This window comes from Phycisphaerae bacterium, from assembly GCA_035384605.1.
GTDB lineage: Bacteria > Planctomycetota > Phycisphaerae > UBA1845 > PWPN01 > JAUCQB01.
This window is the reverse complement of sequence record DAOOIV010000086.1, coordinates 1-23,903: the sequence shown is the minus strand read 5'-3', so window position 1 is coordinate 23,903 and position 23,903 is coordinate 1. Positions and strand designations below refer to the sequence as shown.

General features: G+C 61.0%; 13 protein-coding genes. 4 read left to right on the top strand and 9 right to left on the bottom strand.

Features of this window, described 5'->3' with window-relative positions:
- From PLL20_16330 to PLL20_16320, 3 genes are all read left to right on the top strand, one after another.
- Positions 1–1,673 (top strand): hypothetical protein (locus PLL20_16330; GenBank protein ID HPD31560.1); only part of this gene is annotated, 1,673 nt, incomplete at its 5' end.
- A gap of 204 nt (positions 1,674–1,877) precedes the next feature.
- Positions 1,878–3,668 carry a hypothetical protein gene (locus tag PLL20_16325; protein HPD31559.1) on the top strand — a complete coding sequence of 597 codons (1,791 nt, stop codon included), beginning with the start codon at positions 1,878–1,880 and terminating at the stop codon, positions 3,666–3,668.
- Between the two features lie 654 nt (positions 3,669–4,322).
- Positions 4,323–6,257 (top strand): ATP-binding protein, encoded by a 1,935-nt coding sequence (locus tag PLL20_16320; GenBank protein HPD31558.1) that lies wholly within the window; start codon positions 4,323–4,325, stop codon positions 6,255–6,257.
- Positions 6,258–6,470: 213 nt separating this feature from the next.
- Here the strand turns inward: PLL20_16320 and PLL20_16315 are convergent, their stop codons facing one another.
- Positions 6,471–7,694, bottom strand: a complete 1,224-nt coding sequence (locus tag PLL20_16315; GenBank protein ID HPD31557.1) for a DUF5009 domain-containing protein — start codon at positions 7,692–7,694, stop codon at positions 6,471–6,473.
- A 435-nt stretch (positions 7,695–8,129) separates the two neighbouring features.
- Between PLL20_16315 and PLL20_16310 the strand changes: the two genes are divergently transcribed.
- The gene (locus PLL20_16310; GenBank protein HPD31556.1) at positions 8,130–8,288 is read left to right on the top strand and encodes a hypothetical protein; all 159 of its coding nucleotides are present in this window, start codon (positions 8,130–8,132) and stop codon (positions 8,286–8,288) included.
- Positions 8,289–8,610: 322 nt separating this feature from the next.
- Here the strand turns inward: PLL20_16310 and PLL20_16305 are convergent, their stop codons facing one another.
- From PLL20_16305 to PLL20_16270, 8 genes are all read right to left on the bottom strand, one after another.
- Positions 8,611–9,681 (bottom strand): nucleoside hydrolase, encoded by a 1,071-nt coding sequence (locus PLL20_16305; protein HPD31555.1) that lies wholly within the window; start codon positions 9,679–9,681, stop codon positions 8,611–8,613.
- A gap of 223 nt (positions 9,682–9,904) precedes the next feature.
- Entirely contained in the window at positions 9,905–13,747 is a 3,843-nt protein-coding gene (locus tag PLL20_16300; GenBank protein ID HPD31554.1) for a DUF6298 domain-containing protein, read from the bottom strand.
- A gap of 144 nt (positions 13,748–13,891) precedes the next feature.
- Complete coding sequence (locus PLL20_16295; protein ID HPD31553.1) at positions 13,892–15,613, bottom strand: hypothetical protein; 1,722 nt, start codon at positions 15,611–15,613, stop codon at positions 13,892–13,894.
- A complete protein-coding gene (locus PLL20_16290) occupies positions 15,597–17,198 on the bottom strand; it encodes a serine hydrolase (GenBank protein HPD31552.1) in 1,602 nt (533 codons plus the stop codon). The genes PLL20_16295 and PLL20_16290 overlap by 17 nt, the downstream gene beginning before the upstream one ends.
- Positions 17,199–17,424: 226 nt before the next feature.
- Positions 17,425–20,589 carry a hypothetical protein gene (locus PLL20_16285; GenBank protein ID HPD31551.1) on the bottom strand — a complete coding sequence of 1,055 codons (3,165 nt, stop codon included), beginning with the start codon at positions 20,587–20,589 and terminating at the stop codon, positions 17,425–17,427.
- Positions 20,590–20,924: 335 nt separating this feature from the next.
- A complete protein-coding gene (locus tag PLL20_16280) occupies positions 20,925–21,563 on the bottom strand; it encodes a DNRLRE domain-containing protein (protein ID HPD31550.1) in 639 nt (212 codons plus the stop codon).
- Positions 21,564–21,833: 270 nt separating this feature from the next.
- Positions 21,834–22,694 (bottom strand): type II secretion system protein, encoded by an 861-nt coding sequence (locus tag PLL20_16275; protein HPD31549.1) that lies wholly within the window; start codon positions 22,692–22,694, stop codon positions 21,834–21,836.
- A 166-nt stretch (positions 22,695–22,860) separates the two neighbouring features.
- Positions 22,861–23,903, bottom strand: a 1,043-nt coding sequence (locus PLL20_16270) for a DNA-binding transcriptional regulator (protein HPD31548.1), incomplete at its 5' end; no start/stop codon positions are given.

The following is a 23,903-nucleotide window of genomic DNA, read 5'->3' as shown; positions in this document are numbered from 1 at the left end:
AGTCGGACATCGTCGCCAGCAACGTGGTCGTGACCGGTGGGGGCACTGGGCTGACTTGTGATTTCAATCTCGGTGGGGCTCCGCCGGGTCGGTGGGACGTCGTGGTGAGCATAGAGGGACCATGCGCGCCGGCAGTTCTTAACAACGCCTTCCTTGTCGTCTTGCCGTCGCTGCAGAACGCTAGTTTTGAGTTACCCAGCGCGCCGGGCGGGTGTCCTGTTACACCGATCACCGGCGTCCCCACCGACTGGCTGTTCGGCGAAATCGCCGAGTACGGCTATGCATGGGCCCTGTTCCGTGACTCTGATCGCTCCCCACCCACCTGCCCGCCGCCGGACGGCGACCATTACGGCAGCTCGATATCAGACAACAACGGCGGAGCCGGCGCAGAGGCCTGGATATACCAGACCGTCAGCGCCATCCCGGGCACGACCTACACTCTCTCCGGTCAATTCGCCGGCGCTGGTCGTAACACGGTTACGCTCGAGCTGCATGATGGCGACCTGAGTTCGCCACTGATCGGCGATGGTTCAACCATCCACAGTTCGACCGACCCCGCCTACGACTGGAGCCCTGCGGCCGTCAGTGCTTCGCCGACGGGCAACTACATGACGGCAGTCATCCATATCAAATTAAACGGCGAGGGCCCGCACGCCGCGCACTTCGACAAGTTGGCCATTGGAGTATGCGAGACGCCGATCTCGATCACGGGCATGGCGCCGCTCCAAGCTGTCAGCGGCGGCACGATCAACGCTACGATTAGCGGCAGTAATTTTGCCGGCTCACCGTCGATCCAACTCGTCAAGTCAGGCCAGGTCATTAGCGCTACCAATGTCAATGTGGTCAGCGCTGACCAGATCACCTGCGACTTTGATCTTTCGGATGCCGGTTCTGGAAAGTACAAATTGATCATGCTCCAGGGTGCTTGCATAGCCGAATACCAGAACGCCCTTCAAGTAGTCGGAGCTTCGTTCGTGAACGGGAGTTTCGAGCTTCCGACGAACGAACAAACCCCTTGCACGGGCGAGATTGGCGGGTTGCCAACCGGTTGGAGCACTAATGCCCCAAGCGGCCTGAGGCGCGACGGTCAAGCCCCGCCTCCTAACCCGTGCCCAAGTCCCGACGGCGGCCATTACGGCTATATGAGCGAAGGCGGCGCAACGACGGTCCGCGCCTGGCAGACCATCGCGGTAGACCCAGGGCGGTACCGGTTCAGCGGCTTGTTCAATGCCCCGCTTGGCGTCACCGTCACCTTGCGTCTGCTTGATGGCGATGAGAACGGAATCGAACTGGCCAACAGTCCCGTGGCACTTCAGGAAAACGCCTGGGTTTCCGGCTCGGTGGAGGCCAATGCCCCTGCAAGCGGCATCATGACCGTCGTATGGGAGATGACACTGACCGGTGCTGAACCCAACGTCGGCGGCAGTGCTGACGGGCTCAAGTTCGAGTCCTCGTGCAACGATCCCGTGTTCGACTTCGACGATGACGGCGATGTCGACCAAGTGGACTTCTCGGTCTTCCAAGTCTGTTACACGGGTTTCGATAGCACGTTGCCAGCCGGCTGCGAGTGCGCAGACCGCACCGGTGACGGTTTCGTCACGCAGAGCGATGCCACGGCATTCGAGGCTTGCGCGAGCGGCCCAGGCATCCCGGCGAACGCGGATTGCGACTGATCCGGGCAACCTGGGTTTCGGACTGAGCTCCGGCTGCGTGTCGTGAGCGTGCAACGGCCGGATGTCCGTGCGGTTCAGGAGCCCAGCCGAGTCTGGCGGTGAAATCAGATAACGGCGGAGGTCCATCGTGGCCTCCGCCGTTCTTTTTGCACCGTCGGCACCGTTGACCGCCTGGTGCAAGTTCCTTACCTTGGCCTTATGCGGATGGGTGACTTCAGATCAACCGCGATCTTACGGCCCAGCGGCTTGGGCATGCTGCTGCTTCTACCTCCGGTGCTCCTGGCGGCCGGCTGCTCCGAAACCGGGTTTGGACCGCTGTCACGGAGCCGCCTGGCGCCCACGATGGATCGCCTCGTGGCGGCATACGAGGACTTGGCCAACAAGCGGTTTCAGGTCATCGCCGATTTTGAGGATCCGGCTCAGGCTACCCTCTTTCATCTCGAACCAGCCGGGAGCCCCGACGCCGTGGGTGTCACGACCGAAAACGCCCAGCTTCGCACCGGCGTGGGCTCGCTCAAGGTCAAACTGAGCCGAACCGGCCAGCGGCTGATTTGCGTCAGCCGCGAGGACAGCCAATGGGGGTTACCGCGCGACTGGTCGAAGTACAACCTGCTTCTGATCAGTGTTTACAGTCCCCGGCAATTGGGCGGTTTCACCGTTCTTGCCCATAGCGGCACGAATCTCTCAACGGTCTATCAAAGCCCTCCGTTGCTGCTGCGGTCGGGCTGGAACCTTCTCCGCCTCGACCTGGGTGACATGGCCGACTACATCGATCTGGGCGACGTGCGATCCATCGAGTTCAGGTGCGATCCTTTCGAGTCACCGGTGGATCTTCACCTGGACGACCTGATCGTGGCTGACAATACGCGTGAGTTGTTTGCCACGCCCGAAAGGCAGCCCGGTGATCTCTACGTGCGGTCGGTTGGCAGGCGGCTCTCGGTCGGGGCGCACGATCGTTTCGAGTTGACCTTTTCGCACGGTCGCATCCGGCAGTGGTTTGACCTGGGAATCGACAAGACGCGAATTCACAACCTCGTGGGCCCCGGCGCGCTGGGCCCTGTGCCCATGCCTGCATCCGAAGAAGATCGGCTTGTGCCAACGGTCGATGCGGCCGCTGCTTGGCTTGGTGCCGGCACCCTCTTGCAGACGTACCAGACCCTGGTCAGCGCCAATCTTTTGCGGGTTGTGATACAAGGTGAATGGCGATTTACACCTCTGAACCAAGCACCAGCCGAGACCGATCCCTACCACCGCTGGTCCTACTCGATCTTCCGTGATGGCCGCGTCTACGTCGAATGCTCGGGGACGGCCCTTGGGCAACCAGCCACGGGCCGGATCGCGATCACTTTCTGCTGTGACGCCGGCACGGGCTTTGAGACTCACATGGTCTCGCCCTCCCGGTCCGGCGTGCCCCAGACGACAATGGGCGACGATTTCCTGCTCTTCAGCAGACCGGCCAGAGGCCAGGCCGATCTGCTCGTGGCACCCTTCACGACTCCCCTCTCGTCGTCCAGCGACAATACGCCTGACTCCCGTGCTTGCGGAACCTGGGTGGTGGCTGCCGAAGCCCAACGGTTTGCCTTTGCGAGCCTGATCCGAGTCTGGCCGCCGGACATCGACTCGCCCGAACTGGCCGCGCCCATGGTGGCCGACTACCGCCATCCCCTCCCCCTTCAAATCGATGTCGGGCAGCTTGTCCGGACCGACCCGGGAGACCTGGACAATGACGGTTTCAGCGAGGGGCGCGGCTATTATGTCCTGCAGCTCGACGGTGCCATCGCGAAGATACGGATCGACGGCCACCGAAAGCTGCGATTTGCACCGCTCTTCAAGCTGGTCGACGTCGCCAATCGCGATGTCTGGATCTATGTCGACGGGCGTCAGATCCGGGATACCGTACAAGACGAGGATGGTAATCTTATCTTTGCGGTACCCGGCGTCATCTCGCGCGAAACGCTGGTCGAAATCACTTCGCGCCCCATCGACGCCGGGTGATCGCGGCAAGGTCTGCCACCGTTCAAGCGGATGGCGCAACTGCCTGTTACAGGGTAACCAACAAACCGTTGACTACCCTCCCGCAAGTCGATCAAGGGCAGGGCAGACCGCGATGGAGCTGCCGGTACTGTCGCGGATCCGGCGGCCGGCGGCGGAGCGGGGACAAGTCCTGATCCTGCCTACGGTGGCGCCACATGATCGGACGTTGGACCGAGACAGCCCGGCGTTTTCGATCCTCGGAGCGCCATAGCGGACTCCTGGGGGCTGCCCCCGTCTTCGCGTCTCTCCGCTGTCTAGCAGATTTTCTTAGGCACAGGATCGCCATTAGCCAATCCGGCGGTACCGGCTGTCCGATGATTCTACCGACGTTTTCGGTGGGCCGATTGTGCGCGGGCGGGCAGGCCGCCGGTGGCACCCGCTGATTCGGCGAAAGCAAACATCGAGGAAAGGGCGCCAGCGGCCGTCCGGATGAGCCAGGTGCACCCGCGCCTGCTGCGACCGCGTGCGGTGCATCGCCAAGGGTTGGCCGTTTTTGGGACCTTTGTCGGGCTTGTTCGTCCTTCTGTCCGAATATGGGGAGACGGCTGAATACCATCTCGTTGGGGAGATCGCCTGTAAGCGACCATATGCATGACGTTGCGAAGCAAGACACGGGTGATCAGTATTATCGTTGCAGTCGTGCTCCTGGGGGTGCTCCAGGGGATGCTGCGCATTGGTTATGCCCGAGGGCCGGGTGAATCCCTGCTGGTCGGTTCGATTGCGGCGGCGGGCTGCCTGCTTTGTTGTCTGCTGATCGTGCCGCTGATCGAGCGGATGGTCGAGGCGCGCCTTACGGGCATTCGCGAAAGCATCCGCCGGATCAGTGATGAGGACGTCGCCGGGAAGCGGCTCCCGGTTTCCGGAGACGATGAATTCGCGGCACTTGCCTGCGCCGTCAATGCTGTACTGGACAGGCTGGACGCGGTAGGCAACGAACTCAAGACCGACGAGAGTCGGTACCAGTCATTGCTGAACAACCTGCCCATTGGCTTTTGCCGAGTCAGCGCAGAACCCGAGTTCCACTTTGTCGGTCTCAACACTGCACTGGTCGATATGCTTGGGGCCGCATCGCCGGAGAACGTAATGCATGTGCGGCCGATAGATCTGTTTGCCAGGAAGCGGGACGCCGTGAGGTTGTGGGTACGTCTCAGGCGACAGGGGAAGGTCAGGCAGGTTGAGCTGCCTCTGATGCGGACGGATGGAAGCGTGGTGTGGGCAAGGGTATCAGCAAGAATGGTCCCATCCCACCAAACCGCGTCGCACGAGATCGAGGCCTTCGTCGAGAACATCACGAACCAGAAGGAGGCCGAGGCGGCTCTCGAGCACGCGGAGCGGGCCAGCCGTGCCAAGAGCGAATCCCTGGCCAACATCAGTCACGAAATCCGCACACCTTTGACATCCATTCTCGGCTATGCCGAGCTGCTGATGGACGCCGACCAATCGCCGCGCGAACGGCTGAACTGCCTGCATACGATTCGCCGAAACGGCGAGCATCTGCTCAGCATCCTGAACGACATCCTGGACTTGTCCAAAATCGAGGCCGGTCGCATGTTATTGGATGTCATCGAGTGTTCGCCGCAGCAGATCGTAAGCGAGGTCGGCCTGTTGCTCGGACGACGAGTCACCGATAAAGGTCTCTCGTTCGAAACCTCTTACAGAGGCCCGATTCCCAAGACCATGCGGACCGATCCCACGCGACTCCGCCAGGTCCTGATCAACTTGGTCGGCAACGCGATCAAATTCACACGATCGGGCACAGTCCGGATCGAGGTGGCAATGGCGACGGCTCCGGACGCCCCTGACCCGCGATTGTCATTTTCGGTGATCGACACCGGCATTGGCATGTCATCCGAACAGTTGCAGAGGCTCTTCCAACCTTTTGTTCAGGCAGAAGTCTCGACGACACGTCATTACGGCGGAACCGGGCTGGGGCTGACCATTTCAAAACAACTGGTCGAGGCTCTCGGCGGCGAGATCGCGGTCCGGAGCACGCTGGGCAAGGGCAGCACTTTCACGGTCACAGTACCCACCGGTCCGCTGGACGGCATCGACATGCTGGAGATCGATGCACCGCCTGCGGAATCCGAGAACGTATCCGGGGAGCCGCCCGTTCCGGAAGCATTGCGACTGAGCGGACGGGTGCTGCTGGCGGAGGACAGCCGGGACAGCCAGCATCTCGTCGCCGGACTGCTCACGAAGGTCGGCCTGTCGGTAACGGCGTGCGACAATGGCAAAGTCGCCTGTGATCGGGCGTTGGAAGCGCTGGCGGCCGGCGAGCCCTTCGACATCATCCTGATGGACATGCACATGCCCGTGATGAACGGCTACGAGGCCACGGCTTATCTGCGTCAAAAGGGCTACACCGGCGCGATCATCGCCCTGACCGCCAGCGCGATGAAGTCCGATTGGGAAGAGTGCATTCGGGTCGGCTGCAATGACTTCCTTTCCAAACCGATCGAGCGAAGTCGTTTGAATCGTATTCTGGCCCGTTACACGGCGTCAGGCCCCGCCGGGCTGGACGCTTCCGACACATCGTCCGGTAACCACTGACGGGGGTGTCCTGTCTCGGTGTGAGGGACTCGACTCGTTTCGCCCCCCTCAGCGTTTGTGCCGCCTCAAGGCCATCGACAGGTGAGAGCGAAGCCGATCGCCACCACGGACGCTGATGGGAGCATTCGGGCACTTGCTGCAACGCACCGGTCCGGCTCATTGAGGCAGTCTCTATTGCCCCGGCACCGTGACGCGGGGATGCCGCGTGTCGGCTCAGAGATGCAGTCGAATACGAAGTCGATATAACAGGTCGGTAAGAGCGACGATCAAGAGGGCAAATACCGCAGAGCGAATAATGCCGGGCAAGCCCTTGTTCAAGTGGGTGTTGAGGTACTCTATACCAAGGAGAGCCAGCAGCGAGGCCACGATCGAAGGCAGGATGAAGGCGAGCAACGGGTCCCGGCCGGCCGGGGCGAGGAAGAACGACCAGCGACGGATGCCCTTCACATCGACGAGCCAGTACAAGAGGGCGAACACGAAGCAGCAGATTGCCGCGCTGTACAGGCACCACGTGGGTGTTGCCTGGACTTTCGAAATGCCGTAAAGCGGCCGAAACAGAAAACCGCCCGCCAGCAAGCTCAAACCCATCACGAGCATCCGCAGAACGCGCCGGCCGGGCCGCTGAGCAGCCGAGTCGGATAGAAAGAGCGTCCCTAAGACCGCGCCTGCCACGGCGATCGACCCGTGGCCACCCCAGTGACCGCCGACATTTATGTATTCGTGGAGGCGGCCAAGGAATCCCAGGGCTCCGGTTTTGTCGCCCACAAAGACTGCGGTGAGCAGCCCGACCGCGCCCACCAGTGCGGCCGTCCGACCGCCGGACAGCAGAAACGTGCCCACGGCAATGAGGTAGGCCCAGCCGATCAGGCCGAGGATTCCCCACCAGCTTGTCCGCATCCACGTGCCTTCCTGGCCGTCACCGCCACGGTAGAACACGGCCAGAACAACAAGAAGAGCGATTCCGGCCAAGCGAAAGGCGCGAAAAAGCCATCGAATGCGCCCGGCGGCTGGGGGGTAGCGGTTCCATACGAGGATGACGCCCAGGAACAGCAGCAGCACCCACGCCGATCTGCTGAGCCCGACGAGATCCGCGCGGTAGCGAGGAATATTGACCATGAAGACGCCGATCACCAGCAGGCCAACGACGCGCAGCAACAGGTGGCCGATAAGCCGCGGCCAGGACTCGCCGCGAGCGAGACGCCGTTCGATCGCAAGCGGGATGGACATGCCCATGATGAAGAGGAAGGCCGGGAAGACCAAATCGACAAAGGTCATGGAGTTGGAATTCTCCGGCGCGTGCTTCATCCAGGCGGGGATGTTCTGCAGATGTCCGACGTCATTCACGAACACCATGGTCAGAATGGTGAGGCCCCGGAACACATCGAGGGAAAAGATCCGGTCGCGGTCGGGTCTGGAGGCACTCAAAGTGGTGTCCACTAGCTTTGCTCTCATCACCTGTCGGGCCGGGCGGGATCATAACAATGTTCCGCATGGTTTGCGAGCTTCGGGCGACGACCGGGCGGTATGCCGAAACGGATCCTACCACTGAAGTCTCGACGGGCGATTTTTCGATAAATAAGGGGGGCCTTGTTGCAGGCCGTCGTACAACAGGGGAGCGCGGCTACCCGCAACAACGCGGACGTTTGAAGCCGCTATTGGGATCTTCATATGAACGAGATCGGGCGGGTGTTTGGCCGCCCACGCGTGAGTGCCGCCGGCACAGGTTTTGACAGACGCTGTTACTGCAATCATAGTAAGCATGGGGATACGACCCGCGCCGAGAGTCTGGCATCGACGGTAGCGAATCGTATGCCGGAGGACGTCCTCGGCATGGAAGACGGCGCGGCGAGGCGATTGCGAAAGGAGTCGTGTATGAAATCAAGGACAAACATGTGGATGGCCAGCCTTGCGGCGTTTCTGCTGGGCATGCCCCTGGCAGAAAGGGCTGTCGCCGACGATACGGAAGAGATCGTTTTCGCGTCGATCGGGCTCGTTTGGGAAATCATTGACGCCGCGGTTTCAGCGAGCTGAGTCACCCGACGCTGATCGGCGAGCGGGGATTGAAGCAGCGCGATCGTAACACCATTGGGCCGCGAAAGGCTCTTGTTGTGCGCCCAGGCCCACCGCGATTGGCGGTGTTTATCCAATCGCGGTGGACGCGAATAACCTGTGCGCTGGAAGATGGCCAAGGCGGGCGGCCCTTTTTACGGGCCGCAACCAGGCCCCGTTGTCATCCCGAAACGCGCGCAAGCCGCACGGATTTCCGGCCTTAAGGTTTCAGCCTGTCTTATCTGTTCCCGACAGGTTTGAGATCCGAAACCGTTATGACAGGCGACACGGCGGCGGCGCCTGCCTATCCGCGCGCCGTCGGGGGCTGGCTAGCCAATTGCACAAGGGCTTCGCGCACACGAATGATCTGGCCGTCATCGACGGTCAGGTATCGGTGCCTTCCCCCGGCGCTGGGAGCATGCGACGAGAACCCCTGCTCGTCGATGGAGATCGTTCCGGGCTCCGACAACCCGAAGTATCCCCGATCCGGTCGAACCGCATACAGGACGCTGGTCAGATCCCACGTGGGGCGGTCATAGGGCATTTTCATGTAGAGGCGGTAACCTTCGGCCAGGGGGTGATGCGGGACGTAGGCAAAATCCCGTTCGATGCTGACGGCCGGATAGGTAATTGCCCGCCCGATTTCGAATCCGCTGACCACGATGGGCGTGGGCCATTCAGCGAAAACCTTCCTGGCTGCCGGGATATCCGTCACAACGTTGTATTCCTTGTGCTTCTCGCCTTTGCTGAAGATGCCGGCCATGCTTGACAGCAGGCGGCACTTGCGAGCCACAAGGTCAGTGCCCGGGAGTGGAGAATGCTCGTCCGGCTCGGACTCCAGCAGGCGGGCCAGATTCGTCGAGAAGCCAACCACGACCACCACGACAGAGTGATCGGGCTGCGTGGCCAAGACCTGCCGGAGCACGGCCACGGCCTGCGGCGCCTGCCTGCCGCTGAGCAGATCATGGGGGTATCGCGGCCTTCCCCCATCTGCCGCCTCGGCAACCGGCCGGATGTATTTGCCGTCTTCCGGCGTCTTGCCGTTGCGGACGACTCCGATGGGTATGTCGCCGCGCCCGTAAAAGGTATTGACCAGATCTACAAAGGGCGCGCAGAATTCATTGTCTTTGCTCAGGGTAACGGCCAGCAGCTCGCACTCGCCCCGGCTCTGCAGGGCATGGATGACGCCGAGGGCAAGAGCATCGTCGATGTCATTACCCATGTCGGTGTCGAAGATGAGGCGTACCCCTCGAGCCTCGCTTTCCGCGGCCGGCGGGGGCGACTGCGTCGCAGCGGCCAATACGGAGCCGCATCTCTGCGTCTCAAAAACGGCGATGATGGACCACAACAGTATCAGGAAATGGCGGCATTTCATGGTTGTCGGCCTCCTGTGCAATCGCGTTTTCTCGCCCGGCAGGCGCTGTCGGGCAGATGAGAGGCCTCAACGGCATGCAGGAAGCTTGCATGCCGGGCTCTGCTCAATCATCAACTGTACCAAGACGAGATCACAAGTCCAACCAATCGGTGGATCCCACAAATCATCGGACACATCCTTTCTTTCAATACATCATGGACACGTCGACTTACGAAGCAGCGTCTCACCTCTTCTCGTCCGGTTCGAAAGCCGACACCTCACTCAGCCAAAGGACCCAGTCATCCGTCGTCGGGGCTGCGAACGTGACCATCCCGCCCCCCTTGACAACGGGAGTCGGAGTCACATCGCGCAAGTCGCCGTTTCTGGGGTCGAACCATTGTGCATAGAAGCCGCCCGATGTGTGCCCCAAGTCGAGTTCCACGGTGCCGCCGGCCAACAAGTAGACGAGGTACGCCCTGCCCTTGTCCGCCAAGCAGAAGTTGCGCTCCGGGTTACTAACCAATGAGTCATGAGGCACCATTCTCTGCAGGCGATGAGCCGGCCGTGCGTTGATGAAGTCGTACGTTGGCTGGACAGTTGCCGAATCTGCGGGTGCCTCGTAGTTTGCGGGGTCCCTTCCATCGGCATATTCCAGGTAGCGAATGAGCATCGAGCCGCCCCCCATGAGGAAGGCCCAAGTCTGTTGCCTCGATGCGTCGATCTGATGAATCAAAGCCTTTTGGGGGAACCGCGTGCGGTACTCGCGGACCTGGCGGTAGATTGCGAACGGCGTGGTACGGGCTGCGGCGGTTCCTGAGACGTATCTGCCAGGCACCTCGGTGCCGCTCACGGGGGCGTACAAAGATCCATCCGGCTGGTACCACCAATAGCGCAGGTCCAGCAGGGACACCCGCGGGTCGCCGGCGAGTTCATCCAGCACATCCTTCGTTGCCCCCAGGCCGAGCAGGACCTTCTTGCCCTTTTCCTGCTGCCATTGTCCGACGACATCGAGCCAGAACCGGGCGAAGGACGCGGGGCCGGTATACTCCTGACTCAGCAAATGCACCACGTTGGTGTGATCACCCAGTACATCCAGGCACTTGCGAATGTAAGCGCGATGCAGCTCCCGTCGGAGTGGATGGGTTATATCGTAGAAGGCGTTCGCGGCCGGAATACGGTCGGGCAAACCGGTGTCCTGAAGGCAGTTGACCGGCCGCCATGGAAAGTCAACGTAATGCGCGTCGGTCTCCAGAAGGGCATGCTGCATGTAGAAGTTATGAAACATGATCGTCCCTTTGCGGTCACAAAGGGAGGCGAACTCGTGGAGGCGGTCGAAATACCAGGCGTTGTATCGTGTCAGATCGTATTCCGGCAGTCCGTCCCAGGCTCTTCCGCTCTCGCCGCGTGCCCATGGCTGTTCAAGAAACGGAGCAACGACATTTCCGTCTTCCCGACGGGTGGTATCGTGCTGATCGCGCCGGCGGTCGTACCACAGCCCGAAGTTATGCTCGAACCCCGGATAGCCGTAGCGCAGCATATTGTCCGTGAGCTTGTCCAGATCCTCGGTTCGGTTCGGGCCGATGGCACCGGGTGCGCGGCGAGTGATATTGGCTCGCCGGCCGGCGCGCCACCAGCCGTTGTGCTGGGCGTAGCCCCACACGATGCGATCTCCGTGAACGAACCATCCGTTCTCGATGGCAAGTCCGCGGGATCGTTCTTCAGGTTCAGCAGGGTGAGTCTCTGGCATCGCCACGGCCTCGAGGTATAAGACGGCCTCGTCGCCAAGGGACGCCGGCCGGGCAAACGTCTGTTGACCGTCGGCGAGGCTGCGATCCTGTTCGTCCGCCCAGTTACCGCTTACGGGGTTGAACCACCTTACCCGATAGCGTCCCGCCGAGACGATCAGGCCCAGATTCCCACGCGAGTCGCTATAGGCGATGTAGATTTGCCCAGGGGCCGCCAGAACGTAATCCGTGTTTTCCCTCGCCAAATCGTCGCGAGGCGAGGTCAGGTTGAATCGGGTCGACTCCATGAATCGCACTAGGTGACCGCAGGCTTGCAGATCAGCGACGGGGGTGGACTCGATATCCATTCCCAGAATCATCGAATACCCGCCCCCCATAGCGATGGCCCATATCTTCTTACGAAGGTCTTCACCGGTGCCGCTAAACGGTCTGCGGCCATAGCGGGAATCAGCGAACTCCGCCATGTTGATGTTGACCCGTCCCTCGACGCTTTTCCATGCCGCGACGGTTCCGGCGTGCAGTTCGGCGGGCGTATCAACGTTCCACTGCACGGCGAATTGATCGAAAGCCGGGTTGCCGTTGAAGTCGAACGCGGTTCCGTTGTTCTGGTGAATGGCAACCGGGTGCCTGCGGTCATCCTTGAGTTTGATGCGCTGGGCGATTTTCGCAGCGTGGGCGGCCGAGAGTCCCTCGGCGTATTCCTCGGCCACGCACCAGATCAGGTGCCTGTGGTGCTTGAAACGGCTGACCATCGCATCCACAAAAACCGCCTCCGCAGGCGTCAACTCACCGCCGGCAGGCAGATCCTTGCCGAAGGGCTTGGCACTGTCATCGTAGAAGATGAAGAAGATCACAATGCCATTGCTGTCCATCGCGGTGAACCAGGTTTCCCATTGATTCAGAATGTCGTTATCCAGGCCTTTGGACAAGTCGCTGTCGATGTAGGGATTCTGGGTGGCATCCCCGTCGCCACCGTGGCTGCGAATGGCCATCAGATAGATACAGTTGGCTCCCGTGCCGGCCAGCTTGTTGATCAGCGCCATCTGGTCGCCGTTGCGGGTGCCGTCGGGATTGCGCGTGCCCCGGTACAAGAAGCCCTCCGGATCTCCGGGACCACACATGTAGCAAGGACCGCCGCCCTGGTACTCAAGCCATGCCGGGTGCTGATGATCCGCAATGATGGGGCCCGCTTTCGTCGACTGTACAAGCAGCCGAATTGCTTCGTTCACGGGGTTGCCTGACCTCTCCCCGAGGTTCGTATCATTCCAGGACACTACGAGATCGAGACTGGGGATGACGACCACCGCCCGCTGACCGTTTTTGTGGCCGAAGGCTCCGAACGTGTCGAGCGGGGCGTCGGGCCAGTGCCGATGGCCATCACGGTCGACTCCATTAATCCACCAGAGATAGCTGTAACTGCCCAGATGGTCGGTTTGGTCATCCGGCACCTTCTGCGATCCGAGGGAACGCTGGCCGGGGCAGATCTGGGCGGGCCGAGCATCGGTCCGAGGGATCGAGTTGGGAAGAGGACTTGTCACGGCCAGGGTGGCATTGGCCTTGCTCAGGAGCTGTTTCCCGTTCCAGTTTCCTTTGTGAAGATACAACAGCCCAAAGCGTGCGAAGTCTCGCACCGAAATGCCGAACCGTCCCGGCCGATTCCCCGTCCCGAAGAAGGTGAAGGTCGGGTCATCCTGGCACTGCATCAGATCTGTCAACCTGGGATGCAGAGCCTGGGCGTCAACGGTATCGTAGGTAATCCCATAGACCTTGAGGAACAACGTGTCCCAGAAAAGGGCCATCTGCCAGTCGTTATAGTCAAAGGCGGTGCCCGGCTTTTCCCGGACGCCGTAACACGAAGTCTGAGTAGCCATGTGGCGGAAGTTGATGAGCCGATCCTTGAAGTCGAGGTCCGGGTTGATATCGTTCAGGCACGGTTCCCACCTGACTACGGGCTCGTCGAGACTGGCCAGCTTACCCTCCTCCAAGGCCTTGAAGAGAAAATGGGCAATAACGGGCTTGCAGGCCGAAGCGACGTCCTGCCGGCGAGTCTGGTCTCCCCACGTATAGACCATGTAGCCGTGGCGAACGACGCAGCCCCGCCCGCCGAGATAGTCTCGAAAGGCATCCAGCCTCTTGACATCCATGCCGACCTCGGCCGGTGTCTTGATCTGCCAGGTGGCACCCGGAAAGACCTGGGCTGAGCAGATTCGGCTCGTTGCCAAGGACAGGGCCAAGACGGCCGCGATGCCTCCGAACGAGATCAGGTACCATGCTCGTTTGCCGCAGCTCTCGCGGTTGGCCTGAGTGAGGCTGCGGTCGAATACGGCTCTGGAAACGGTCATATTACTCCCTTGTCGCCCGCTGGTTGTCGGGGCTTTCTTCGGAGCGGACCACTCGGACAGGTCATTGTGCGCGCTTTGACGCAAGACCCAGGCCGAAGATGCAACTCCGCAAGCCTGCTCGATCAGCCGCTACCCAAGAATCCCTCAGCTTGCACAATCCGGGTCAGCGGGTACTCCAGGCCCGCTCAAGCACCGGATGAACACAGTGTGGTCGGACTGATTCACGAGTCCGTTCCGGTCAAAGTCCGCAGTCAGGCACTCCGGACTGATGGGGTCGCCCATGACGGTAAGGCAGGCCTGAAACAGGCCGAAATCCTCCTGGTCCACGTCGCCGTCACCGTCCATGTCGGCGGCCACTCCCTGAGTGGTGAAGCTCCATACCGTGCCTGTCGTCGCGCCCATTTCGTTCACTTCGTCTATTCGCCAGAAATAAGTCGTGAGGGGATCAAGCAATCCGGGATCGAAAAAGGTGTCGGTCTGGTTGCCGCGGAAAGCACCTGGATTCGTCGTTCCGAAGTAAACGTCGTGCGAGACCGCGCCGGCGCCGGCCGTCCAGGAGAGCCGGACGTCTCGCGGAACTCGCAACGTCCCCGACGGCGGGAACGGGTTATCGGCTCGAGCGGGAACCGTACGAACGACATACAACGCCGCGTCCTGCGCGAAGGTTCCCGGTTTGGCGAAAAGCTGCGAACCCGCCGACAACACAACCCGTGTTGCCTGGTCGACCCACAGTCCCGTCGTGGGATCGTACCATTTGACGGCATAGTTGCCGGGCACCATGAACAGTTGAAACGCGTCGCCTCCGTCGCCGTAACCGATGTACACCTCTCCCGGGTTGGCCAATACGTAATCCGTGTCGCAGCCGGCCAGTTCGTCATGGGGCGAGGTCTCATTGAAGCGCGTTGCCTCCATGAATCGAACCAGTCGGCCGCAGTTTCCAAGGTCGCTGACCGGCGTGGACTCGATATCCATGCCGAGTACCATACTGTACCCGCCGCCCATGGCAATCGCCCATAGTTTCACGCGCAAGGTTGCCCCCGTGCCCGCATTGGCGAATTCCGCCACGTTCACGTTGACCAACCCCCCAACGTTGTTCCAGGCGGCGACGGTTCCGGCGTGCAGTTCGGCGGGCGTATCAACGTTCCACTGCACGGCGAATTGATCGAAAGCCGGGTTGCCGTTGAAGTCGAACGCGGTTCCGTTGTTCTGGTGAATGGCAACCGGGTGCCTGCGGTCATCCTTGAGTTTGATGCGCTGGGCGATTTTCGCAGCGTGGGCGGCCGAGAGTCCCTCGGCGTATTCCTCGGCCACGCACCAGATCAGGTGCCTGTGGTGCTTGAAACGGCTGACCATCGCATCCACAAAAACCGCCTCCGCAGGCGTCAACTCACCGCCGGCAGGCAGATCCTTGCCGAAGGGCTTGGCACTGTCATCGTAGAAGATGAAGAAGATCACAATGCCATTGCTGTCCATCGCGGTGAACCAGGTTTCCCATTGATTCAGAATGTCGTTATCCAGGCCTTTGGACAAGTCGCTGTCGATGTAGGGATTCTGGGTGGCATCCCCGTCGCCACCGTGGCTGCGAATGGCCATCAGATAGATACAGTTGGCTCCCGTGCCGGCCAGCTTGTTGATCAGCGCCATCTGGTCGCCGTTGCGGGTGCCGTCGGGATTGCGCGTGCCCCGGTACAAGAAGCCCTCCGGATCTCCGGGACCACACATGTAGAATGGCCCGCCCTCGTGGTACTTGAACCAGGCGGGATGAGCGGGGTCGACGACGATCTGGCCGGCGGGCGTCTGCGCGAACGCCAAGGACGGGAGAATCGCCAGCGACACGAGCGGCAACAAATCACTGATGCGCATCATCGCAGGCCACATCCGCAAGAGCGCCGGCGCCCGATAGACAGCCCAGGAGGACCGTCAGGTCGGACTGATTTACCATTTCGTTGTGATCGAAATCTGCGGCCAGACAGGGGGACGAAGCCGGCTCCTCCCCTGTCAGGCACGTCTGGAACAACCCAAAGTCTACCTGATCTACATCGCCGTCCAGGTCGAGGTCTGGAAGCACCGTCCTGATGTTGACCGTGACAGCCACGGTTTGAGACGGATTGGAAGCCGGGGGCAGGCTGCCGTCATCGGCGACGGTGATCGTTGCGGTGTGTGACCCGATTGCCAGATGGTCTACTGTAAACGAAACCGTGATGGTGTCGGCTTCGCCGGTGGACGTGCCATCGGACGGAGCGACACGCAGCCAGTCGCGATCAACGGTAACGGCGTATTTCAACGTCCCTGCTCCGCCGTTGGACACGGTGAACATGTCGTCCGACAGAGTCCCGCCGAGGTCCGCCGATCGACTGATTTGACTCTTGCTTAGCACGATCAGCGGAGCCGTCGGCATCACCGATTCGGCCAGCAGCTTAAGCACCTGATTCGAGCTGGAGCCAGGGTTGCCCGGCTCGAAGCCGAGTGTGGCTCCGTTGAAGTACGCCATCACTATACCGAGACCGGGCATCACCGTCACCACTTCCCGGCTCCAATGCCCGTTTGCCTGAAAGGTGTCGGCGGGAGCATCGGGCCAGGTGATTGATGTCGGGTGCAGACTCCCTGTGGCGTTAAACCACCAGTTGAAGCCGTAGATGCCCGGGCCGTAGGGGGTCTGGTCCGATCCGCCGCCATAACTTCCGATGCCCAGATAGTCTCCGGCGGGATCGACTACGGCGGTCTTGGGCAGGCTTGAGGAAACCTGCGGCTTCATGTAGTCGTCGAAATAGTGCTGAGGCAGCAACTGGCTGCCGTTCCAATTGCCCTTGTTGGCCCAGAACCACCCGATGCGGGCAAAATCGCGAACCGAGGTGTTCAGCCGGTTGTTGGATGCGATCAACGAACCATCCTGAAACTGCAGCGCACCAAGGCGATTAGGGGCCAAGGCCACTGTGTTGGCGCTCTGGCCGTAGACACGATCGAACAACGTCTTGACATATAGTTGGATATTGTAGTCGTTGTATGCCCAAGCGGTGCCGGGGGCCTCCGCCCGCGTGTAATTCCCGACCATGTTGGCCATGTGGCGGAAGGTCATTGGCTGGTCCTTGGTGCTGAGCGACCAGCCGTAGTCCTTTACCAGGGCGTCGACGCTGGTGATACGGCCTTCTTCGATAGCGAAGAACAGCAGCGTGCTGATCACCGGTTTCGAGGCCGATGCCCAGTCGCCCTTGAGGCTTTGCGTGCCCCAGGTTTTGACCATGTACCCGTGGCGGACGATGCATCCGCTGCCCCCGATGATGCCGGCAATCTGGTCAAGTTTGGCTGAGTCAAGTCCGAGTTCCGCAGGGGTTTTGAACTCCCACGTCGCCCCAGGAAACACCTGGCCGAAGGCGGTTGCCAGGATGCACGATTGGCAAAGAACACCGGCCACCAAGCTGGTGGCTCCGACAGTGAGCCGAAACTGGCACATCGACCGTACTTCTCCTCCGCGAACGCTTCTGTCAGGTGATCCCCAACACGCCAAGGCGTAGAGTTTGGATCTCGCCAATCGCATGGCGGGCAGAATGACCGTCTCCACGCCGCTTCCGGGCACAATCCATTGGGCTGCGGGTCCGGTGGCCGGCGGCGCGACTGCCTGCCGTCCCCTTCTTCGTGGGCAAAGACAGACGCCATTGGCTGGGCCAGCCCCCAGGCCGCTATAGTTCGCAACCGGCGGGCAGATTCTCCGGATCCAACGCGACTCCCGGACCGGTCGCGCATTTCTCGAACTTGCTGAAGTCCAGTGTATCCACGTCGTTGTCTGAGTCCCGATTGTAACGCCTGCACGTCGCGGGATCTGACAGCGGGTTGCCATCGCCCGAGAAACACAACTGGAAGGCTGCGAAGTCCACCTGGTCAACGTCGCCGTCCTCGTCGGCGTCCGGCCAGACCAGAGGAGCGGCACAACTGCCTCCCCCGTCCCAGAAAGGACAGCCGCTCACGCCATAGGAGAGCATCCGAACCCAATCGAACTCGAAATCCCAGACGTCTTCGCCGGAATTAAGCTCGCCCAGGCCGATGTACGGGTCGCCGCTCACATCATTCAGGCCGGTTCGGAAGCTGAATATGTCGCCGCTCGGCCCAACGACGGTACCATCTGCGCCGCCGAACATCAGCTTTTCGCCATCCAGCCACAGGTTCCAGTACGCCCTCTGATCGGCAGCGTTGTAGCAAACCGCAGCGGTCCATTGGTGATACTGGCCGGCGATGTTGGGGAGGGCCGCCTGATCGATGGTGCCAATGGCGTTGCCGCTGTTGTTAAGGATTCTGACGGTGACGTCGTTCACGCGAACATAGACATTAAACACATCGCCCTCGATGGAAGAAGTCGAGTCATTGGTGCCGAACGGGCCTGTGACGCGCGGGAAGGCGATCTGGATCGGCCCACGGGTGTTGTTATCCGTCCCGATTCGCATACTCCAGGCCACGGCCATGCCTTTGACCGGATCGAAAGTGCTGTCGAAAGGCAGGAACGTTCGGAACCGCACCCGGCCGCCGAGACCGTCGGCCGGATTGTTGAACTTGGCCGTGGTGGGTACCTCGTCGATGGATCCCTGGGAGAGCCAACCCGCCGGCAATGAACCCACGTCGTTGTAGCCGATCGAAAAAACGCGGTCGGTTGTCCCGCCGGAGTCGCACGATTCGAGCGGGCTTTGGGAGGCGAGGTCCGATGCGGTGAAATCGATGAACTCCGCTTTGAACTGCTGCAAGGTATCACCTGACTTGGCTATTGTCTCGTCGACCGAGAGCAGCACCTGTCGGACGTGCTGCACGGCGGGGTTACAGGCGTCGGTGAACGTCAAGGTGGCGACGTAGCCGCCCGGCTCCAGGCCGGTGACGTCGATTGTTCCTGTAACCGTGTCAGAGCCACCCGGAAGGATCGGTCCGCCGCCGGTCTTATCGAGGACGAGCCAGCCCGCGGAGGATGTGACGGTGTAGCTCACACTGGGAGCACCGGTGTTTTCGAAAGTGTAGATCACTGGAGCGGGAGTCTGGGCAGACCCTACCAGGAACGCGCGACCCGTGTTGGTTGCCGGGGACACCGCCGACCGACAGTCAATGACGGTCAGATCGATCCGGCGGAGTTCCGTGGTGGGCGATGGGCAATCGTTAGCAATAGCCACGTATGCCGTGTGGGTTCCGGCGGTCAGATCAGTATTGACAATCGAAGCGGTGACGGTGTCGCCGGATCCTGCGGCAAGCGGCCCGCCGCCGCTCTTGTCGAGACTCAGCCAAGGTACGTCCCCGGCTACAATGTCAAAGAACTCGACGCGCAGACCCATCGGGTTGGAGGTGGTGCCGCCGTTCTGGATCGTGAAATCGAGGGTATTTGTTCCGATCTGAAATCCGCTGTCGATGATGAACTCCTGCCAGGATTCGAAGCCCCACGAGCCGGTACCCTCCACCACGGATACGCCGTTGAGCTTGACGTCGGCCAGAATGTCGTCGTACGCCATCCGGCCCCGGATCAGGGCCGCATCCACCGCCGCCTGATCGGCCAGCGTGAAGGTGGTCCGGAAAACATGTTGTCCGGGAGGGGCAGCCGCATCGTCGTCGGTCTGACTGGCCGTGATCCACAGCGAGGTCGAGTCATTCGCCAACCACGGAGGAATGGGATACCCGTCTGCGGCCACGGTGTATGCTGAGCAGGGAGCGCCTTCCGTACAGGTCCCGTCCAGGCCGCCCGCAATGATCGTCCAGTGCGGATCGAGCACCTGTTCGCCCAGAACCGCCCTCAAATTGTCCACGCCGGTGTTGTAGAGGTCGGCAATTGGGGGGGCGACCTTCTTCATCTCCACTGCAGTGTAGTTCAGCGGGGTGGTGCCGCTGTTGGCGATCGTATAGGCGTGGCTCGGCGGATCGGCGGCACTGCCCCGCAGCGCCGTCGATGTCTGGATTACCGCCGGTGTGACGGTGCTTTCACAGGTGGGCGTAGTCCCACAGGTCAGCATCGCAAGGCCGTCGTCCTTGTAGGCCACGCAGTCGAACTCGAAATCCCAGACATCCTGGCTGTTGAGTTCGCCCAACCCGATGTACTCCGCGCCGGTGAAACCTTCCTGGAATGTCCGAAAACTGTACTGTTCCCCGTTCAGCGTCGGCGAGCCGGAGGGACCGGTGAACAGCAGCAGGGTTCCGTCAAGCCAAAGCTTCCAGTAGGCTTTGTTGTCGCTGGCGTTATACACCACCGCCGCGGACCAGTCGTGGTACGTATCCGCCAGGTTACTGCCCAGTACCAGCGTATCCACTCTCAGCGGGTCGTTGCTGCCGGTCAAGTCCCTATACAGTCCGCCGCCGTTACGCACGATGTCGATGTAGCTGTTGCCGCTCGGGTCTCCGGAGTTCCGCAGGCGGATATAGGCATTGAACGCTTGGGGGCTGCTGCCTCCGGCCGATCCGCTCACCGTGGCCGCGATTTGGATCGGTCCCCGGGTTACATTGGCCGATCCGACCCGCATTTTCCAACCGACGGAGATGCCTTCAGCAAGGTCCATGGTGGTCGGCAGAGGGGTTGAGAAGCGGGCCCGTCCATTTATCGAATCCTGTACATTCCAGAACCTGGCGGTGGTCGGCGCGCCAGCTCGGCTTCCTTGAGTCAGCCACCCCGCCGGCACGTTGCCCGCGCCTTGATACGTGACTGTATACGAGTTTGGGTTGGCCCCCGTGGTGTCGGTATAGTTCGCCACGGCGCTGTTGTCGGACCCTGACCAGCTTTCTGGGGGCACTGACGTGAAATCGGCCACCCATTCGGTTGCCCGGACCGATCCTGCTGCCACAAAGGTGATGGCCACCGCCCACAACATAGCTGATTGTCTCGGAAACATAGCTATCTTCCTTTCCTGCGTCTCGCCAAGATCGCCTGGAATTGACTCCTCCGCGAGTCGTCTTCGTCACCTCAACCCCTCACCCCGAGCGAGGTCCATCGCCGGTCGACCCCTTTGCTGCGATACGACCTGGGGGTTTGGGCGTACTGGACGCCAGGCCGCACCCATACCTCAGAAGCCCGGGCCCAGATGCACAAACCGTCCCTCCTGGCAGGCTAGCAGCCCACTGCAACTTCCTCCATCATTGTCCCTCTCTCCGGCGGTTGCGCTTCGGGCATATCTCCGATGCACAATCACCCTCGCGCCGCCTTCCAGCGTCTTAAAAGACGACCCCCTCACCGGCGGCGGCGTACCAGCAACAACGAGCCCACCGCGAGCAGCATCAGACCGGCCGGCTCTGGGACCCAGTCGATCTGAGGAGGGTTTCCGGACAAGCCAGTGTTTTCCTTGTCCTCAAATATGGGGCCGTCTGCAGTTCCGTAGGTGGTAACGGCGCGGATGCTGAACGTGACCCTCTTACCCAGATTGGCGTTGTACAAAGACGTAATGTCAAAGGTATACCAAGCCGGGGTGCTGTTCACATTGAAAAGATCCGCCACAATCGTCCAACTCTCGTGGGATGTGCCCGACGGCGCCGGACCTGCGGTATCGGTCCACTGGACATATCCAGCTTCATTCTCGCTGATCGCGCGAATCCGGACATCGCAGTTCACTGTCTTGCCCTGCGGGGCACCCCAATAGTTGTAGAGTTTGAGTGTAGCCGACGTTACCGGTGTCACGTCCAAGAGAAATTCCACGTACGCACGGTCAGTGGTTCCGCCACCCTTGGTAAACAACCCGAAGACATTCGTGTTGTTGTAGCGAGTGCTGCTCCGGTAAGTAACGTCGTCCTCCGGCAGAATGATCGCACCCACGGCGGGCACCGCACACGTGACGAACATGGCCACGCACAATCCAGTCGATACTTTTCTCATCTTGAACCTCCTCCTCATTTGATACCTAAGGCGGACCGCCTTTTTGCGGGCCGCAACCCAAACGTTCTGCGATCCAGAAACATGCGCGCAAAATGCACACCCGTTGCGACGGACGAGACTAATAGAAAGCACCATAGCTCTCTTGCTTTTCTTGTTATCCGTCCGGCCTCGGGGCTGACCTTATCGAGATCAATGCCGACACCGGGCACTCCAAGAGCTCTTGATTTCATTGATCGGTCGCGAGATACACCCTCCTTCCTGCTGCCGGCGTCAGGGCCTTTCCACTCCAAAGGCCCGCTGCCATCGCAACGAGTAACTGCCGGAAACGTCAATATCGGGCTCCCCCCCGCGCGGGAGGGAATCCAGGCCTTCAACGTGACCGTCGACAAACAGGCAGCTTGTGCGGCGATTCAGATGCATCGCCCTGGCGACGCGCCGGTCGCGGCCGGGACCGCTGGGCAAATGGCTCGGCTCGAAGGCATCGAACCGGCTGAGATCCCTGAACCCATAGGCCTCCTTGGCCGCCTCCGAGACGGCCGAGTCCTCCATGTCCGCCAGGTAAACGACCTGCGCAGGCCTTTTCCAGAGCGAGAGTCGTGTCGCATCTCTCGTGTCCGAGAATCCCTGGCTCCCGGTGACGGCCTTCGGATTGAAAGCGTTCACCACGTAACTGAGAACTTCCGCGTCCTGGGATCTGGCCGCGCGCTCGGGACAATGAAACACCTCCACGCGCTTCAGTTTGTCCCAGAGCAGGTAGTTGAGGGCTATTCCCCTGGCTTCGTAGGATCTGCCATCCGGGAACGTCTGCATGCTCCTGCCGGCCGCCTGGGCCTGTTGAAACAGGGGGGCAACCTTCTCTCCGACCTGTTTGAGCAGGACGATGGACCAATGAATGTCCCCGTTGGAAAAGTACCTTTGCACGTTGCCTCCGCGGGGGATGAACTCCGCGTACTCTACCGCGTAAGTGGTGACCGCCACGCCGGCCTGGTGCAGATTGCTCTGGCACGCCGAGATACGTGCTTGAGCCCGCGCCCGGGATAGCGATGGAAGCAGAATCGCCACCAGCAGCGCAATAATCGCCACCACGACGAGGACTTCAATCAACGTGAATCCATTCGACCGTCGGTTCATTGATGCAGCTCCGTCTTGAAATGATGGCACCTGCCTCTCGGGACTCTTCGGGCGGAGTCCCTCTTCCGACTGATACCTATGCTATCGGGCGACGATCAGCCGGTTCAAGGGCAAAAGGCCCCGGAGTTTTGTCTTTTATGGAAAAAGGTTTGTACTTTCGGGTCGCTCAGGACTGGACCGCCCGACGGTAGGCGCCCGGGGTCTGCCTGAGCATCGTCCGAAACACCCGGGTCATGTACTGGACGGTCTTGAAGCCCGCCCGATCCGCGACTTGTTTGATCGGGAGCTTATTGTCAGCCAGCATCTGTTGAGCCCGGGCAATCCGCGTCCGTTGAATCTCCTGCCCCACTGTGCGCCCCAATGCCTGCTTGAATCGACGCTCCAGCGCCGATCGTGAAATATGTGCATGTCGGGTAATGTCCCCGATGTAGATCTGCTCGCTGATATGCTCTCGAATGTATTGAATGGCCGCTGCAACATGCTTATCTTCGATCGCCAACACATCGGTGGAACGTCGGCAAATCACAGATCGAGGTTCGATGAGCACCTTTTCCGGCGGCGTTCGGCCATCAAGGAGTTCATCAAGGAGTGCGGCGGCGCGGTAGCCGATCTGCTCCGCATTGACGTCCACGCTGCTCATAGGCGGAATGGAGAGTGCGCACAGACACTCGTCGTTGGCCACTCCGAGCACCGCCACTTCATCGGGCACCGCGACCCCGATCATGCGGCACGCTTCGAGTACCTGCAGGCCGCGGTCATCGGTGCAAGCCATGACCGCCACCGGCTTGGGTAGACCTCGAATCCATCGTGCGATCAGGGCGAGTTCCTGCTTCCAGGAACCCAGTTCGCGCTGACCGTAAGAGGGCTCCGACACGGCGCAGACGTCGGCCCTGAAGCCTGCGGACTCGATACAGGCCCGGAAGGCATCGCATCGCCGGTCTCCGTCGGCGCTGTAGCGGCGTCGGTAACCGCAGAAACCGAAATGCCGAAACCCGCGACTGAGCAGGTGTTCAGAAGCGATTCGCGCGATAGCCTCATTGTCCACTCCGACATAGGGAAAGGGAAGACCGGCCAACCGGCCGCGAAGATTGACGATCGGTACTTTAAGCTTGGCGATTGCGGCGGCCATCCGCCGGTCAGTAATCCGGGCAAGGATGCCGTCGCCCTGCCACCCGCGGAGCCAAGAATAGGACATGTCGCCCAGACCGT